Genomic DNA, 15,956 nt, shown 5'->3' with positions numbered 1-15,956 from the left:
TGGGCACGCCGCTTGCCCCCACCCCAGCCCTCTCCCAGCGGGGGACGGAGCCAAAGCCACTCGCATCGAAATTCATGACGCGCCCGAAGCCGGCAGCAGCGCCGCCAGCGTCTCCAGCGTGTCGGCCTCTTCGATCGGCTTGTCCTCGCGCCAGCGCAGCATGCGCGGAAAGCGCACCGCAATGCCGCTCTTGTGACGCGTGCTGCGCGCGATGCCTTCGAAGCCGAGCTCGAACACCAGCGTGGGCGTGACGCTGCGCACCGGACCGAAGCTCTCGACGGTGGTGCGGCGGATGACGGCGTCGACGCGCGCGATCTCGGCGTCGGTGAGGCCCGAGTAGGCCTTGGCGAAGGGCACCAGCTTGCGCTCGCCGGCCTCGGGCGCCGCGTCCCACACCGCGAATGTGTAGTCGGAGTAGAGGCTCGCGCGCCGGCCATGGCCGCGCTGGGCGTAGATCAGCACCGCGTCGATCGACAGCGGATCGATCTTCCACTTCCACCACAGGCCCACGTCCTTGGTGCGGCCGACGCCGTACTGCGCATCGCGCTGCTTGAGCATCATCCCTTCGACGCCCATGGCGCGCGCGGCCTCGCGCTGGCGCGCCAGGTCCTGCCAGCTGTCGCCTTGCAGCACGGGGCTGGCGATCAGCGACGGATGTCCGGCGTCGTCGATCAGCGCATCGAGCATTGCGCGCCGCTCGTGCTGCGGCAGCGCGCGCAGGTCGCGGCTTTCCCACTCCAGCAGGTCGTAGGCCAGCAGCACCACCGGTATCTCGCGCAGCAGCTTCGGCGTGAGCGTCTTGCGGCCGATGCGCTTCTGCAGGTCGGCGAAGGGCTGGACGCGGTTATCGCGCCACACGACGATCTCGCCGTCGACCACCGTGCCCTCGGGCAAGGTGCGGCCCATTTCGGCCAGTTCGGGAAAGCGGTCGGTCACGAGCTCTTCGCCACGCGACCACAGGCAGACGTCGGCCGCGCGCCGCACGAGCTGGGCGCGGATGCCGTCCCACTTCCACTCGATCAGCCAGCGCGAAGGCGGGCCGAGCGCGGCATCGAACTCGGCCAGCGGCGGTGCGAACGGGTGGGCAAGAAAGAAGGGATAAGGCTGTCCGCTGGTCTGCCGGTCCTGCTCGCCTTCGCTCTCGGGCGCGATCAGTGCGCCGAAGGCCGCGGCGGTGGGCTGGCCGGTGATGTGGGTGTAGCCCATGAGGCGCTGCGCCACGCGCTTGGGGTCGAGGCCGCCGACGGCCGCCAGCGCCTGGGTGACCTGCAGGCGCGAGACGCCGACGCGGAACGAGCCCGTGATCAGCTTGAAGTACACCAGCCGCTCCTCGGGCGCGAGCCGGCGCCACTGCGTGCGCAGCGCATCGGCCAGCTGCTCGGGCGGCGTGCCGCGCAGCGGCAGCAAGTGCTGCTCGACCCATTCGGCCAGGCCCAGGTCGTGTTCGTCGGAAGGCGCGGGCATCAGCAGCGCGATGGTCTCCGCCAGGTCGCCCACGGCCTCGTAGCTCTCGTCGAACAGCCACTCGGGCAGGCCCGCCGCCTCTTGCGCGAGCAGGCGCAGCAGCTTGGTCGGTACCAGTTGCCGCGGTTTGCCGCCCGCGAGAAAGTAGACGGCCCAGGCCGCATCGGCCGGTATCGCCTCGCGCAGGTAGCGCTGCAGGGCGGCCTGCTTGACCAGGTTGGAGGTGCTGGAGTCGAGCTCCTTGTAGAGCGCGGCGAACTGCTTCATGACGCGGCGAGGTCTGCATCCGATGGCGGCAGTGCCTCGGGCTGCGGCACCGCGGCTGCGGGCTCCATGTCCTCGTCGCCGTACTCGGTGCGAAAGGACCGTGCGTCGAGCCCGTTCTCCGACAGCCAGCGCACCATCACCGGCACGCTGCCGTGCGTGACGTACACGCGCTCGGCGCCGGTGCCGGCGATGGCCTTCTGCAGCCCCGGCCAGTCGGCGTGGTCGGACATGACGAAGCCGCGGTCGACGCCGCGGCGGCGGCGCGTGCCGCGCAGCTGCATCCAGCCGCTGGCGAAGGCGTCGGAGTAGTTGCCGAATCTGCGCATCCACGGCGTTCCCTGTGCGGAAGGCGGTGCCACGACCAGCGCGCGCTTGAGCAGTGCCGCGTCGACACCTGGGTCCGTCACGCGCAAGGTCGGCGGCAGCGCGACGCCAGCCGCGCGGTAGACCGCGTTGAGCGGCTCCACCGCGCCGTGCACCACGATCGGCCCGATCGACGCATCCACGCCGTGCAGCACACGCTGCGCCTTGCCGAAGGCATAGCACAGCAGCACCGAGGCGCGGCCCTGCGCCGCGTTGGCGCGCCACCAGGCATCGATGTCGGCGAACAGTTCGGGCTGCGTGGGCCAACGGTAGATGGGCAGGCCGAAAGTCGATTCGGTGATGAAGGTGTCGCAGGGCACCGGCTCGAAGGGCGTGCAGGTGCCGTCGGGCTCCGTCTTGTAGTCGCCCGAGGCCACCCACACGCGGCCGTCGTGCTCCAGCCGCACCTGCGCCGAGCCCAGCACGTGGCCGGCCGGGTGCAGCGACAGGCGCACGCCGTGGTGCACGATGGTCTCGCCGTAGGGCAGCGTCTGCAGCGTGATCTCGCCCAGGCGCGTGCGCAGCGTGCCGGCGCTGTGTTCATGGGCGAGGTAGTGGCCGTGGCCCACGCGCGCATGGTCCGAATGACCATGGGTGATGACGGCGCGATCGACCGGCCGCCAGGGGTCGATGTAGAAATCGCCGGGCGGGCAGTACAGGCCTTCGGGGCGCGCGATGACGAGCTCTTCGGCGGACATGGGGCGGCCATGCTAGCCCGGCTGGCCGCGCCCGGCGTGTAGGCTTGAGACGCGGCCCGGCGTGATGCCGACGCGCTTGCAGGCGTGCCGCACCTGCCGCACTTGCCGCATCTGCCGTACCGGCCGGGCGTGCCGCGCGTGCTACTTCTTGCCGCGGCCGGCAGGCATGTCGAGCAGGTTCATCTTCATGCCGTTGGGCAGCACCATGTCGCCCGGCTTCTGGCCCGCCTTGCAGGGACCGACCCACTTGGCTTCGATGACCGCAGTGCCTTCGCTGCGGCCCACCAGCGGCGGACTGTAGGTGGAGCGGCTTTCCATGCGGTAGCCGGTGCTGAAGTCGCCGGCGAGCACGGCCCGCGTGGTGGCGGTGCTGGTGCCGATCTTGCAGACCGACTCGATCACGATGCGGCCGCCCTCGTTGCGCATGTCCTGTTTCGAGCAGGTCTGCTGGTTGACACCTTCGCCCATGTCGCGCATCGCCTTGTCGGTGGCGGCGTCGATGCATTGCTGCGTGCTCATCGGCGGGGTCTTGGCGCTGGCGTCGCCCTGGATCGTCATTTCCCAAAGGCCGGGCTTGCGGGCCGGGTAGTCGATGGCCGCCCAGGCGCCACCGGCCAGCAGGAGGCAGGCCGCCACGGTGATGCGGGGAAGAAGGCGCGATGTCGGGTGTGTGGTCATCGCCGCTTTCTAACCCGGCCGGCGCACCCGCGAAATAGCGCGATCGGCCTGTGCGTCCGCTGCAACGCAGGCCGGACGGCCGGGTGGTCGCGTCGCGCTCAGCCCTTGATGAAAGCCAGCAGGTCGGGGTTGACCACCTCGGGATGCGTCGCGCACAGCCCGTGCGGCAGCCCCGGGTAGACCTTGAGCTGCGCGTTCTTCACGAGCTTGGACGACAGCATGGCCGACGCGCCGATGGGCACGATCTGGTCGTCGTCGCCGTGCATGATGAGCGTGGGCACGTCGATCTTCTTCAGGTCTTCGGTGAAGTCGGTTTCCGAGAAGGCCTTGACGCAGTCGTAGTGGGCCTTGATGCCGCCCATCATCCCCTGGAGCCACCAGTGCTGGCGGATGCCTTCCGACACCTTCGCGTTCGGCCGGTTGTAGCCGTAGAAGGGCAGCGTGATCTCGCGGTAGAACTCGGCGCGGTTGCCCGCGACGCCGGCACGGATGCCGTCGAACACGTCGATCGGCAGGCCGCCCGGGTTGGCCTCGGTCTTGAGCATGATCGGCGGCACCGCACCGATGAGCACCGCCTTGGCCACGCGCCGGGAGCCATGGCGGCCCAGGTAGCGCGCCACTTCGCCGCCGCCCGTCGAGTGGCCGATGTGGACGGCGTCCTTCAGTTCGAGCTTCTCGGTCAGCTCGGCCAGGTCGTCGGCATAGGTGTCCATCTCGTTGCCGGTCCAGGTCTGCGAGGAGCGACCGTGGCCGCGGCGGTCGTGCGCGATCACGCGGAAGCCCTGCCCCAGGAAGTACAGCATCTGGTTGTCCCAGTCGTCGCCCGACAGCGGCCAGCCGTGCGAGAAGACGATGGGTTGGCCCTGGCCCCAGTCCTTGTAGTAGATCTGGGTGCCGTCTCGGGTGGTGATGGTGGGCATGGAGACTCCTCGTGCTGGTGTTGGAATCAAGGACGCGGCCAGGATGGGCCGCGCGCAGTGCCGGCGCCGCATCGCGACCACGGGCGACGGGACGGCGGCACGAATGCTCGTGCCAATGCGACGCGGCTGCAAGCACGAAATGGAAACCGGTTGCACGCAGCCCGCGGATCGGGATTGGGTGATCTCCTACAGCATTGGCGCAGGAAGGCTCCTACGGTAAAGCGACTGCCTCACGACGCCGAAAAACGGCCGTGACCCGCAGCGACCCCCGGGTGCGCAGGGGCGGCACATCGGTGTAGTCTCTCCTCTCTCCCGCGGGTCCGCCGCTCCGGCCATCCCGCCAGACCTTCGCATGTACACGCGCCATCCCGCCCAGGAATCGCTGTTTCCCGACGACCCGTCCTTGCTGCTGCAAGGCTGGCAGTACGAGAACGACTTCCTCGACATCGAGCAAGAGCAGGATCTGCTGCAGGTGGTGCGCGCCCTGCCGCTGCAGCCCATGCGTTACAAGGACCACACGGCGCGCCGGCGCGGCATTGCCTTCGGTGGGCATTACGACTTCGCCGCCACCCGCCTTCAACCATCGCCGGACCTGCCGGCCGCCTTGCTGCCGCTGCGCGCCCGCGTGGCCGAGCACATGGGCGTGGCGCCCGAAGCGCTGGTGCACGTGCTGGTGGCCGAATACCAGCCCGGCACGCCGCTCGGCTGGCACCGCGACGTGCCGGACTTCGAGGACGTCGCCGGCGTCTCGCTGATGGGCACCGGGCTGATGCAGTTTCGCCCCTACCCGCCGCAGCGCGACGCGCTGGGCCAGCCGCCGCCGCACGTCGACCTGGTGATCGAGCCGCGCTCGCTCTACTGCATGCGCGGGCCGTCGCGCTGGCGCTGGCAGCACCGGGTGACGCCGGTGCAGGCGCTGCGCTACTCGATCACGCTGCGGACGGCGCGCATCGGCTGAGCGCCCGAAGACTCAACCGCCGGGCACGCGCTTCAGGTCGTCCATCCAGACCACAGCCTCCGAATCGCTGGGCGCGCGCCAGTCGCCGCGCGGCGAGAGCGAGCCGCCCGAACCGACCTTGGGCGAGTTGGGCACGCAGGAGCGCTTGAACTGGCTGGTCTTGAAGAAGCGCCACAGGAAGGTGCCCAGGTGGCGCTTGATGTCGGCCAGCGTGTACTCGTTGCGCGCCTTGAGCAGTTCGTCGGGCCAGCGCCCGCGCGTGCGGTCGCCCCAGGCGGCCTGCGCGAGAAAGGCCACCTTGCTGGGGCTGAAGCCGTAGCGCAGCGTGTAGTAGAGATGGAAGTCCTGCAGCTCGTAGGGGCCGATGGTGTCCTCGGTGCGCTGGCCGGGCTGGACTGCCGTGTCCTCGCCCTTCGCGTCGGCCGAGGGCTCGGATGCGGGAATCAGCTCGGGGCTGACTTCGGTTTCCAGGATGTCGTGCAGCACCCTGCTGCCTTCGTCGCCCAGCAGTTTGCGCGTCTCGACCCAATGCACCAGGTGCTTGATCAGCGTCTTGGGCACGCTCGCATTCACGTTGTAGTGCGACATGTGGTCGCCCACGCCATAGGTGCACCAGCCCAGTGCCAGCTCGCTGAGGTCGCCGGTGCCCACCACGATGCCGTTGTGGAAGTTGGCCAGGCGGAACAGGTGGCTCGTGCGCTCGCCGGCCTGCACGTTCTCGAAGGCGATGTCGTATTGCGGCTGGCCCTCGGCGAAGGGATGGCCCAGGTCCTTCAGCATCTGAAGGCAGCTCGGGCGGATGTCGATCTCGCGCGTGGTGCAGCCCACGCTGGCCATCAGCCGATGCGCCTGCTGCAGCGTGCGGCCGGTGGTGGCGAAACCGGGCATGGTGAAGCCCAGGATGTCCGAGCGCGGTTTGCCCAGGCGGTCCATGGCCTGCGCGCACACCAGCAGGGCGTGGGTGGAGTCGAGGCCGCCCGAGACGCCGATGACCAGCTTGTCGATGCGCGCCGCCTCGATGCGCTGCACCAGCGACTGCACCTGGATGTTGAAGACCTCGCCGCAGCGTGCGTCGCGTGTCGCGGCGTCGGACGGCACGTAGGGAAAGCGCTCCACCGTGCGCAGCAGGCCGTGAGGTACCTGCGCCGGCACGGGCAGGTCGAAATCGACGGTGCGCCAGCCGGCCAGCGCTGCCTTGTGCTTGTGCACCGAGGTGCCGAAGCTGTTCTGGCGCATGCGCTCGCGCGAGAGGCGCTCCAGGTCCACGTCGGCCGCGATGCGGTGCGAGCGGTTGCTGAAGCGCTCGCTCTCGGCCAGCATGTCGCCGCTTTCGTAGATGAGCGCCTGGCCGTCCCAGGCCAGGTCGGTGGTCGACTCACCGATGCCGGCCGAGGTGTACAGGTAGGCCGCGAGGCAGCGCGCGGACTGCAGGCTGACCAGGCGGTGCCGGTAGTCCGACTTGCCGATGGTGATGTTCGACGCCGAGAGGTTGACCAGCACCGTGGCACCCGCGAGCGCGGCGTGGCTCGACGGCGGGATGGGCACCCACACGTCCTCGCAGATTTCGACGTGCAGCTTGAAGAGCGGCATCTGGCGCGACTGGAACAGCAGGTCGCTGCCGAAGGGCACGCGCTCGCCGCCGAGCATGACCTCGTTCGACAGGGCGGTGTCGGCCCCGTTGAATTGGCGGGCCTCGTAGAACTCGCCGTAGTTCGGCAGATAGGTCTTGGGCAGGATGCCGAGCACGCGGCCATCGGCCACCACGGCCGCGCAATTGAAGAGCCGGTGATCCGCACGCAGCGGCAGGCCCACGACGGCGACGGCGCCGGTGTCGCGCGAGGCTGCGGCCACGTCGAGCAGGGCCCGCTCGCAGGCCTCGAGCAACGCGGCCTGATGGAACAGGTCGTCGCAGGTGTACGCCGAGAGCCCCAGCTCCGGAAAGGCGACGAGCATCGCGCCGTCGGCAGCGGCTTCGCGATACAGGCGGATCGTCTCTGCGGTGTTGAACACCGGATCGGCCACGCGATTGCGCGGCACCGCCACGGCGAGCCGCGCGAAGCCGTGGGTGTAGGGGTTCTGGAACTCGTGCTCGGTCATGGCCGGATTGTGGCCTCAGGCGGTCGATGCCGCCCGGACCAGCGCGGCCGGCCATGGCGCGCGCACGTTTTCAGTTCGGCGAGCGATTACTGGCCAGCGCCCTTGCGCAGCGCCGGGTCTTCGCCCTTCGCGTGCGACTTGCCCTCTTCCTCGGCGCGGCGCATCTCTTCGGCTTCGGCCTCGCTCCTGGGCTTGGCGTCCTTCGCAGCCTGGTCGACCTTGCCGGACTGCACGAAGTCGGTGGTGGCCTTGTCGTAGCGGCGGGTGGCGTCGTAGTTGCCTTCGCCCTGGATGTCGGGTTTGGTCTCCGCTGGCTTGTCGGCTGGCTTGTTCATCGAGGTCTCCTGTGTCATCGCGATCGAGGGAACTCGACGGTGCGCCTGCGTCCCTTGTCGACGCGAGCGGCGAAGGCCGCCGCGCCGGATCGGACAAGCCGCAGGCCGTCGTAGGAAAGCGCCGACGCGTGGGCGAAGACCCTGCTTGTGGGCCGGCCGGCACGCTCCTATGATGCGCCGGCAGACCTTGCCAAGGTCGGGAGAAGAACGTGATGCCTTTCGTGTCCGATGAGTCGATCGATGTCTCCCTGTCGCGCCGCCGCGCCTTGCAGTTCGGGCTTGGAGGGCTCGGCGCGGGCCTGCTGCCAAGCATGGCCGCAGCCCAGGCCGCCTGGCCCAGCAAATCGGTGACGCTGGTGGTGGGCTACCCGCCCGGCGGGCAGACCGACTTCGCCGGGCGCGTCCTGACCGCCGGCATGCAGAACAACCTGGGCCAGCCGGTCGTCATCGACAACAAGGCCGGCGTCAACGGCAACATCGCCACCGACTACGTGCTGAAGTCGGCGCCCGACGGTTACCGCCTGCTCGTGGGCAACGGCAGCAACATGGTGCTGAACCCGCACACCTACCGCAACACCTCGGTGGCAGACCCGCTGAAGATGACGCCCATCGGATTGCTGCTCACCTCGTCGCTGATGCTGGTCGTGCCGGCCAGCCTGCCGGTGAAGGACATCGACGGCTTCATCGCCTGGGTCAAGCAGCAGGACAAGGAAGGCAAGGCCGTCGACTACGCCTCGGGCGGGCCGGGCAGCCTCGTGCAGACCGCGATGGAGCTGTTCCGCGAACGCATCGGCAAGCCGAAGATGAGCCACGTGCCCTACAAAGGCAGCGCACCGGCCATGACCGACCTGATCGCAGGCCGCGTCCCCGCGATGTTCGACGCCTCCTCGGTGGTGGCGCCCTTCCTCAAGTCGGGCCAGCTCAAGGCGCTGATGGCCACCGGCGCCAAGCGCGTGCCGGCCTTTCCGGACGTGCCCACGGCCACGGAAAAGGGCATCAAGAATTTCGAGGTGATCTCCTTCATCGGCCTGTATGGCCCACCGGGCCTGAACGCCGACATCGTGAAGAAGGTCAACACCGCGATGAACACGGCCTTGAAGGACCCGGCCGTGCAGAAGACGATTGCCGACCGCGGCGACGATGCCGGCGGCGGCACGCCCGAGCAACTGGCCGCGCTGACGAAGAACTACTACGACTTGCTGGGCAAGGTGGTCAAGGACAACGACATCCGGGCCGAATAGCATCGGTGCCTCGGCCTTCGCGCCGGGGGCACAGCAGAATGCGGGTTCGAGCAACAAGGACCCGATGACACACGAAGCGCCAGCCGCAAGGGCAGCAACAACCGCAACGGCACGATTGCGACCCCGCGTCTATCTCGCCGGACCCGACATCTTCTTTCGCGACAGCGCGAAGATCTACGAATCGTTGAAGGCGCATTGCGCGCGCCATGGGCTGGAAGGCGTCGAGCCTTCCGACGGCGGCGTGCGTGACGGCTTCAGCGGCAGCGACGAAGAGCAGGCCCGCCGCATCTACGAAGGCAACGTCGCGCTGATCCGCGAGGCCGACGGCGTGATCGCCAACCTGATGGACTTTCGCGGGCTCGAGCCTGACTCGGGCACCGTGTTCGAAGTCGGATTCGCGGTGGGGCTGGGGAAGCCGGTGGTGGTCTATGGTGTGCCATCGGGCAGTTATGCCAGCCGCGTCTGCAAGCAACTGGACTGCGTGGCCGATCCTTCTGGCGCATTGCGCGAACGCGAGAGCGGCGTGATGGTGGAAGGGCTGGGGCAGCCGCTCAACTTGATGCTCGCGTGCTCGACGGCGATCGAGCTGACGGCGGAAAGTGCCGTGGCGCGATTGGCGGCGGTGTTCGCAGAGCGGGCACGATAGGCCTGGGCCGGACAAGCCGCGCGCAAATTGCGGGGCGCCTGGATTTGCTCCCTCTCCCTCTGGGAGAGGGAGTCAAGGCGAAGTCACCAGCCGAGCCACTTGGCATCGCTCTTCGATGACGCCACCACACGCTCGATGAAGCGCACGCCGCGCGCACCCGCCTCCACGCGCGGATAGTCCGCGTCGAGCACGTCCGCCGTCGACTCGGCCAGGCGTGCACGGATGTCGCCCATGACGCCGCCGTACACGTTGGCGAAGGCCTCGATGAAGCCTTCCGGATGGCCGCTGGGCAGCCGGCTCGCGCGGCGTGCGGATTCGCCCAGCCACGCCGAGCCGCGCGTGAGCACGCGACGCGGACCATCGTGCGGCAGATGCACGAGTTCGCTGGGCTGCTCCTGCCGCCACACCAGCGTGCCCAGCGTGCCCGAGACGCGCAGCCGAAGATCGTTCTCCAAGCCGGTGTTGACCTGCGATGCGATCAGCACGCCGCGCGCGCCGCCCTCGAAGCGCAGCAGCACGCTGGCGTCGTCGTCGAGCGTGCGGCCGGGTACCAGCGCGCCGAGGTCCGCGCACAGGCTCTCGATGTGCAGGCCCGTGACGGTCGCGACCAGGTTCTCGGCATGCGAGCCGATGTCGCCGATCGCGCCCGCCGCGCCGCTGCGCGCCGGGTCGCTGCGCCATTCGGCCTGTTTGTTGCCCTCGCCCTCGAGCCGCGTCGCGAGCCAGCCCTGGTTGTATTCGACGACCACCTTGCGCAGTTCGCCCAGGCGCCCGCTGCGCACGATCTCGCGCGCCTCGCGCACCATCGGGTAGCCCGTGTAGTTGTAGGTGACCGCGAACACGGTGCCGCGCCGCGCGACGGCCGCCACCAGCGCATCGGCCTGCTCGCCGGTGTGCACCAGCGGCTTGTCGCACACGACGTGGAAGCCCGCTTCGACGAAGGCCTGCGCCACCGGAAAGTGCAGGTGGTTCGGCGTGACGATCGACACGAAGTCGATGCGCTCGTCGGCCGGCCGCTTCAGCTCGTCGTCGAGCAGCGCGCGCCAGTCTCCGTGGTTGCGGTCTTCCGCCAGCCACAGCGCGCGGCCGGACTCGCGCGCCTTCTCGGGGCTGGACGAGAGCGCGCCCGCCACCAACTCGGCCTGACCGTCGAGCGCGATCGCCTTGCGGTGCACCGCGCCGATGAAGGCATCGCGCCCGCCACCGACCATGGCGTAGCGGAGCTTGCGGGTAGTGGTCTTCTGGATCATGGGTGCAGTCGGTAGCCCGGGCGCGCGCCTTCGGGGGACACCGCGGAACCGGCTTTGCCGGGCCGCTGGTGTCGCCCCCGGAAGGGGGTTGGCGAAAGCGACACGAAGTGCGCGAAGCCTGGGGGAGAGCTTAGAAAGGCGAGTTGGGGTGGTAGAAGTCCTTGGCGTTGTCCTTGGTGATGAGCACCGAGGGAATGATGGTCGTCGCCGGCAGCTTCTCGCCCTTGAGCCGCGCCTCGGCCGTGAGCTTGATCGCGTCGTAGATGAACTTCGGCGAATAGCTCACGTCGGCATCGATGCGCTTGTCCTTGCCGTCGATGATGGTCTTGACCATGCCCTTGGCGCCCGCGCCGCCGAAGACGATCTTGATGTCGTCACGCTTGGCCTGCTCGATGGCCTTGAGCACGCCCACCGCCATGTCGTCGTCGGCGGCCCAGATGGCGTCGATCTTCTTGAAGCGCGTCAGGTAGTCCTGCGTGACCTTGAAGGCATCGTCGCGGTTCCAGTTGGCGTACTTGGCGTCGAGCAGCTTGATGTCGGGATAGTTCTTCAGCACGCCGTTGAAAGCGTCCATGCGCTCGTTGTCCAGCGTGGTCGCGATGCCGCGCAGCGCGACCACGTCACCCTTGCCGCCCAGCTTCTTCGCGATGTATTCGGCCGGAATCTTGCCGAAGGCGGTGTTGTCGCCGGCGACGTACGCGTCCTGCGCGCTGGTGTCGGTGAGGCCGCGGTCGACCACGGTCACGTAGGTGCCCTTGGCCTTGACCTGTGCCACCGGCTTGGTGAGTGCGGCCGATTCGAAGGGGAAGATCACCAGTGCGTTGATCTTGGTCACGGTCGACAAGTCCTGCAGCTGGTTGGCCTGCTCGGGCGCGTTGGCGGCCGTCTTGATCGTGATCTTGAGGTCCTTGTGCTCCTTCTCCAGGTCCTTCTTCGCCTGGTTGGCCCAGTAGTTGATGCCGCCCATGAAGCTGTGCGTGGCGGCCGGGATGGACACGCCGAGGTTCACTTTGTCGGCGGCAAGGGCCGGGCCTGCGGCGAGCGCGGCGCTTGCCACCGCGGTCAGGGCGAGGCGTCGAGTGATGAGGTTCATGCTGCTGTCTCCTTTGTTGAAAAAACGATTGGACGGGAAAAGTGGGCGAGGCGGCCGCCGCCGGGCCGCCCCAAGGCGAGCCGCGCCTCCCCCTTGGGGGGTGGAGTTACACGCGCGCAGCGAGTGAGAAGCCGGGGGGCCGTCATCTTCTTCCGCGCTGGAGGAAAGCGACCACGATGATCACGAAGCCCTGCACCGCGGCATTGAGGTACACGCTGATGATGCTCGTGAGGTTGAGGATGTTGCTGATGACCGACAGCAGGATCGCGCCGATGACCGTGCCGGTGATGCTGCCGGCGCCGCCCTTGAGCGCGGTGCCGCCGACGATCACCGCGGCGATGGCTTCCAGCTCCCACAGCAGGCCGGTGGTGGGCGATGCCGAGCCCAGCCGCGGCACGTAGAGCAGCGTCGCGATGCCGACGCACACGCCCAGCAGCACGTAAGTGAGGATCTTCACGCCGTCCACGCCCACCGCCGCATAGCGCGCGACCTGCTCGTTGGAGCCGATGGCCTGCACATAGCGGCCGTAGGCGGTGCGGTTGAGGATCAGCCCGCCGATGATGGCAACCACCAGGAACACCCACACCGGCACCGGAATGCCCAACAGGCTGGCGTAGTAGACCGGCGCGTAGAGGTCGGAGAGCTCGTTGTCGAGCGTAAGCGCACCGCCGTCGGCGAAGTAGGTCAGGTAGGCGCGAAAGATGCCCAGCGTGCCGAGCGTGACGATGAAAGGCTCGATGCGCCCCTTGGTGATGAGCAGCCCGTGCGCCAGGCCGAAGACCGCGCCGAGCACCACCGCCAGCACCGCACCGAGCACCACCGCCAGCAGCGGCGAGCTCAGCGCCGGCCCCATGGCGTTGATGAACATGATCACGCAGCCCGCGATCAGCGCCGCCATCGAGCCCACCGACAGGTCGATGCCGCCCGAAATGATCACGAAGCACATGCCCACCGCGATGATGCCGATGAAGGCCGTGCGCGTGAGCACGTTCATCACGTTGTCGGGCGTGGCGAAGTCGCTGTTGAGCAGCGTGCCGGCGATGCACAGCAGCACCAGGCCGATGACGGGGCCGAGGCCGTGCAGGCGCTCGGTCCAGCGCGGCTTGGACTCGCTGCGGTGCATGGCGCCGGCGGCGTCAGGCGGGGCTTGTTGCGGTTCCGGTGGCATGGGAAATCAGTTCCTCTTCGGTCAGATGTTCAGCGTTCAGCGTCGCGACGAAGCGGCCGGCACGCATCACCGCGACGCGGTGGCACAGGCCGATCAGCTCCATCAACTCGGAGGAGACGACGACCACGGCCAGCCCCTCGCGTGCCAGTCGCTGGATCAGGAAATAGATGTCGCGCTTGGCGCCGACGTCGACGCCGCGCGTGGGCTCGTCGAGCACCACGACCTTCGGCCGAGGCTGCAGCACCTTGGCCAGCGCGAGCTTCTGCTGATTGCCGCCCGACAGCGACGAGGCGCGCGCGTCGAGGTCGCCGGTGCGGATGCCGTAGTCCTTCACCGCCTCGGCCAGCGCCGTGCGCTCCGATTCGGGCTTGAGCCAGGGCGTGGCGTAGCGGTCGAGCGCCATCAGCGTGAGGTTCTGGCGCAGGCCCAGGTGAACGTGCAGGCCCTTGCCCTTGCGGTCTTCGCTCAGGTACGTGAGGCCATGACGGGCCGCCTCGCGCGGGTTGCGCAGCGCGACGGCGCGGCCCGCGATCGTCACGCTACCGCTGCCGGGGCGCAGGCCCAGCAAGCCTTCGAAAAGCTCGGTGCGACCTGCGCCGACCAAGCCCGCGAAGCCCAGGATTTCGCCGGGGCGCACCTCGAAGCTCGCGTCCTGTGCCCAGCCCGGCACGTCGAATCCGCGCACCTGCATCGCGGGTGCCGCGTCGGCCGGCACCGGGTCGCGCGGCGGATAAAGGTCGGCCAGTTCGCGACCCACCATCAGGTTGGCCATCTGGTGGCGCGTGAGTTCGGCGGTGGGTGCGCGGGTGACGAAGCGGCCGTCGCGCATGACGATGACCTCGTCGGTCACGCGCTCCACCTCGTCGAGCTTGTGGGAGATGTAGACGATGGTCACGCCATCGGCGCGCAGCTGGGCGATGAGCTTGAAGAGGCGCTCGGTTTCGCCGGGCGTGAGCGTTGCGGTGGGCTCGTCCATGATCAGGAGCCGTGCATGGCGCGAGACGGCCTTGGCGATTTCGACGAGCTGCTTCTCGGCCACGATCAGGCGGCGCACGCGGGTGCGGGGATCGACCTTCAGGCCGACCTGCGCGAGGGCGGCGGCGGCATCGCGCTCCATGGCGGCGTCGTCGAGCAACCAGCCCTTCTTCTTTTCATGGCCGAGGAAGATGTTCTGCGCGACGTTCAGGTCTTCCGCCAGGTTGAACTCCTGGTGGATCAGCACGATGCCCAGCGCCTCGGCATCGCGCGAGCTCGTGAAGACCCGCGGCTCGGCGTTGATGCGCACGACGCCGCCGGTGGCCGCTTCGTAGCCGGCGAGGATCTTCATCAGCGTGGACTTGCCGGCACCGTTTTCGCCGAGGAGGCCGTAGACGCGGCCGGGCTCCAGGCCGAAGCTCACGCCGTGCAGCACCTGCACGGGGCCGAAGGCCTTCACGACTTGGTCGAATTCGACAGCGACGCCGGGCTTCATGGTGCGACACCTCGCGCCTTGAGGGTTTCATGCATCGCCAGCACGCCCGCGCCCACCAGGCCGGCCTGCGCGCCCAGCGGTGTGTATTGAATTTCCAGATGCCGCGTCGACAGCGCCAGCGAGCGGTGGTAGACGCTCTGCCGCAGCGCCGCCAGGAAGAGCGGCCCGATGTGCGTGATGCCGCCGCCGATGAACACGTGCGACGGATTGAAGAAATTGACGATGGAAGCCAGCATCTGCCCGATGCGCTGGCCGGCCTTCTGCACGATGGCGTTGGCCGCGGCGTCGCCCGCGCGGCTGGCCTGGCCCACGTCCACCGCATCGATGCGGCCCTGGGTGCGCAGGCGCTCGGCCAGTGCACTGCTCTCGCCGGCCTCGGCGGCCTGCACCGCCATGCGCGTGATGGCCGGCCCGGCCGCCATGGCCTCGACGCAGCCCACGTTGCCGCAGTGGCACAGCGGCCCGTCCTGGTCGACGCAGATGTGGCCCACGTCGCCGGCCGAACCGGCGGCGCCGCGGTACACCTCGCCATGGCAGACGATGCCGCAGCCGATGCCGGTGCCGACCTTGATCACCAGGAAATTGGAGAGCGTGCGCTTCAGGCGCCAGAGCTCGCCGAGCGCCATCAGGTTGACGTCGTTGTCGACGAAGACGGGCGCCGTGTAGTCCTCGCGCAGATAGTCGCGAATGGAGAAACTGTCCCAGGCCGGCATCAGCGGCGGATTGACCAACTGGCCGATCTCGAAGTTGACCGGCCCCGGCACGCCGATACCGATGCCGATCACCTGCCGTGGCGCGAAGCCGCAGCGCGCGAGCAGTTCGTGCATGAGCCGGCGCACCCGGGCGAGCACGGTGCCCGGGCCTTCACGCACGTCGGCGGCTTCGGCATGGTGCGCGAGCACGGAGAGGTCAGGCCTCAACACTGCGACATCGAGGCTGGTGGCGCCGATGTCCACCCCGATCAGCACACCCAGATCACCGTGCAATTGAAGGTTCTCGGCGCGGCGCCCGCCGGACGAGCGCTGCAGGCCCGCCTCGGTCAGCAGGCCCTGATCCACGAGGCCGGCGATCAGCGCGTTGGCCTTGCTCTTGGAAAAGCTCAGCTGCTCCGCCATGGCGTGGCGCGAACCGCCGGCAGACCAAAAGGTGGTTTCCAGCAGCGCCATTTCGTCGGCAGTGAGGCCGCTCCAGGGTGCCAAGCGTTTCGTCTCCGTCGTTGTTCGTCATGGCCCGGCCGGACAATGCCGCCGGGCGAAGGCGAATACTAGGCGGCCTGCTTCAGCCGAACAAGACTTAACTTCGGCCTG

Annotated in this window: 14 protein-coding genes; 3 read left to right on the top strand and 11 right to left on the bottom strand. The window is 68.6% G+C overall.

Annotated features, from left to right (window positions below):
• Positions 1 to 72: 72 nt before the first annotated feature.
• The 4 genes from B0W80_RS04820 to B0W80_RS04805 form a co-directional block, all read right to left on the bottom strand.
• Positions 73 to 1,731, bottom strand: coding sequence for an ATP-dependent DNA ligase (locus B0W80_RS04820; RefSeq protein ID WP_076997969.1), 1,659 nt, complete (start codon positions 1,729 to 1,731; stop codon positions 73 to 75).
• A complete protein-coding gene (locus B0W80_RS04815; RefSeq protein WP_076997968.1) occupies positions 1,728 to 2,792 on the bottom strand; it encodes a ligase-associated DNA damage response exonuclease in 1,065 nt (354 codons plus the stop codon). Before B0W80_RS04815 ends, B0W80_RS04820 begins: the two co-directional genes overlap by 4 nt.
• Before the next feature lie 141 nt (positions 2,793 to 2,933).
• Positions 2,934 to 3,470, bottom strand: coding sequence for a DUF3617 family protein (locus tag B0W80_RS04810; RefSeq protein WP_076997967.1), 537 nt, complete (start codon positions 3,468 to 3,470; stop codon positions 2,934 to 2,936).
• Between the two features lie 98 nt (positions 3,471 to 3,568).
• Positions 3,569 to 4,390, bottom strand: a complete 822-nt coding sequence (locus tag B0W80_RS04805; RefSeq protein WP_076997966.1) for an alpha/beta fold hydrolase — start codon at positions 4,388 to 4,390, stop codon at positions 3,569 to 3,571.
• 352 nt (positions 4,391 to 4,742) lie between these two features.
• Between B0W80_RS04805 and B0W80_RS04800 the strand changes: the two genes are divergently transcribed.
• Positions 4,743 to 5,348: an alpha-ketoglutarate-dependent dioxygenase AlkB gene (locus B0W80_RS04800; protein ID WP_076997965.1), complete on the top strand. Its 606-nt coding sequence runs from the start codon at positions 4,743 to 4,745 to the stop codon at positions 5,346 to 5,348.
• A gap of 12 nt (positions 5,349 to 5,360) precedes the next feature.
• On the opposite strand, the gene B0W80_RS04795 is transcribed toward B0W80_RS04800, so the two are convergent.
• Together B0W80_RS04795 and B0W80_RS04790 are read right to left on the bottom strand one after the other, a co-directional pair.
• Positions 5,361 to 7,445, bottom strand: a complete 2,085-nt coding sequence (locus B0W80_RS04795) for an NAD(+) synthase (RefSeq protein WP_076997964.1) — start codon at positions 7,443 to 7,445, stop codon at positions 5,361 to 5,363.
• A gap of 86 nt (positions 7,446 to 7,531) precedes the next feature.
• Positions 7,532 to 7,780, bottom strand: a complete 249-nt coding sequence (locus B0W80_RS04790; RefSeq protein ID WP_076997963.1) for a hypothetical protein — start codon at positions 7,778 to 7,780, stop codon at positions 7,532 to 7,534.
• Between the two features lie 212 nt (positions 7,781 to 7,992).
• On the opposite strand from B0W80_RS04790, the gene B0W80_RS04785 reads away from it, so the two are divergent.
• A complete protein-coding gene (locus tag B0W80_RS04785; protein WP_076997962.1) occupies positions 7,993 to 9,021 on the top strand; it encodes a tripartite tricarboxylate transporter substrate binding protein in 1,029 nt (342 codons plus the stop codon).
• Between the two features lie 115 nt (positions 9,022 to 9,136).
• Positions 9,137 to 9,667, top strand: a complete 531-nt coding sequence (locus tag B0W80_RS04780) for a nucleoside 2-deoxyribosyltransferase (RefSeq protein WP_256856485.1) — start codon at positions 9,137 to 9,139, stop codon at positions 9,665 to 9,667.
• An 83-nt stretch (positions 9,668 to 9,750) separates the two neighbouring features.
• Here the strand turns inward: B0W80_RS04780 and B0W80_RS04775 are convergent, their stop codons facing one another.
• From B0W80_RS04775 to B0W80_RS04755, 5 genes are all read right to left on the bottom strand, one after another.
• A complete protein-coding gene (locus B0W80_RS04775) occupies positions 9,751 to 10,917 on the bottom strand; it encodes a Gfo/Idh/MocA family protein (protein ID WP_076997960.1) in 1,167 nt (388 codons plus the stop codon).
• A 130-nt stretch (positions 10,918 to 11,047) separates the two neighbouring features.
• Positions 11,048 to 12,010, bottom strand: coding sequence for a substrate-binding domain-containing protein (locus tag B0W80_RS04770; protein WP_076997959.1), 963 nt, complete (start codon positions 12,008 to 12,010; stop codon positions 11,048 to 11,050).
• Positions 12,011 to 12,152: 142 nt separating this feature from the next.
• The gene (locus tag B0W80_RS04765; RefSeq protein ID WP_076997958.1) at positions 12,153 to 13,178 is read right to left on the bottom strand and encodes an ABC transporter permease; all 1,026 of its coding nucleotides are present in this window, start codon (positions 13,176 to 13,178) and stop codon (positions 12,153 to 12,155) included.
• Positions 13,147 to 14,649: a sugar ABC transporter ATP-binding protein gene (locus tag B0W80_RS04760; protein ID WP_076997957.1), complete on the bottom strand. Its 1,503-nt coding sequence runs from the start codon at positions 14,647 to 14,649 to the stop codon at positions 13,147 to 13,149. The genes B0W80_RS04765 and B0W80_RS04760 overlap by 32 nt, the downstream gene beginning before the upstream one ends.
• A complete protein-coding gene (locus tag B0W80_RS04755) occupies positions 14,646 to 15,815 on the bottom strand; it encodes an ROK family protein (protein WP_076998036.1) in 1,170 nt (389 codons plus the stop codon). The genes B0W80_RS04760 and B0W80_RS04755 overlap by 4 nt, the downstream gene beginning before the upstream one ends.
• Positions 15,816 to 15,956 lie beyond the last annotated feature (141 nt).

It is taken from the genome of Variovorax sp. KK3 (assembly GCF_001984055.1).
Taxonomy (GTDB): domain Bacteria; phylum Pseudomonadota; class Gammaproteobacteria; order Burkholderiales; family Burkholderiaceae_C; genus Variovorax.
This window is presented reverse-complemented; position numbering and strand designations above follow the sequence as displayed.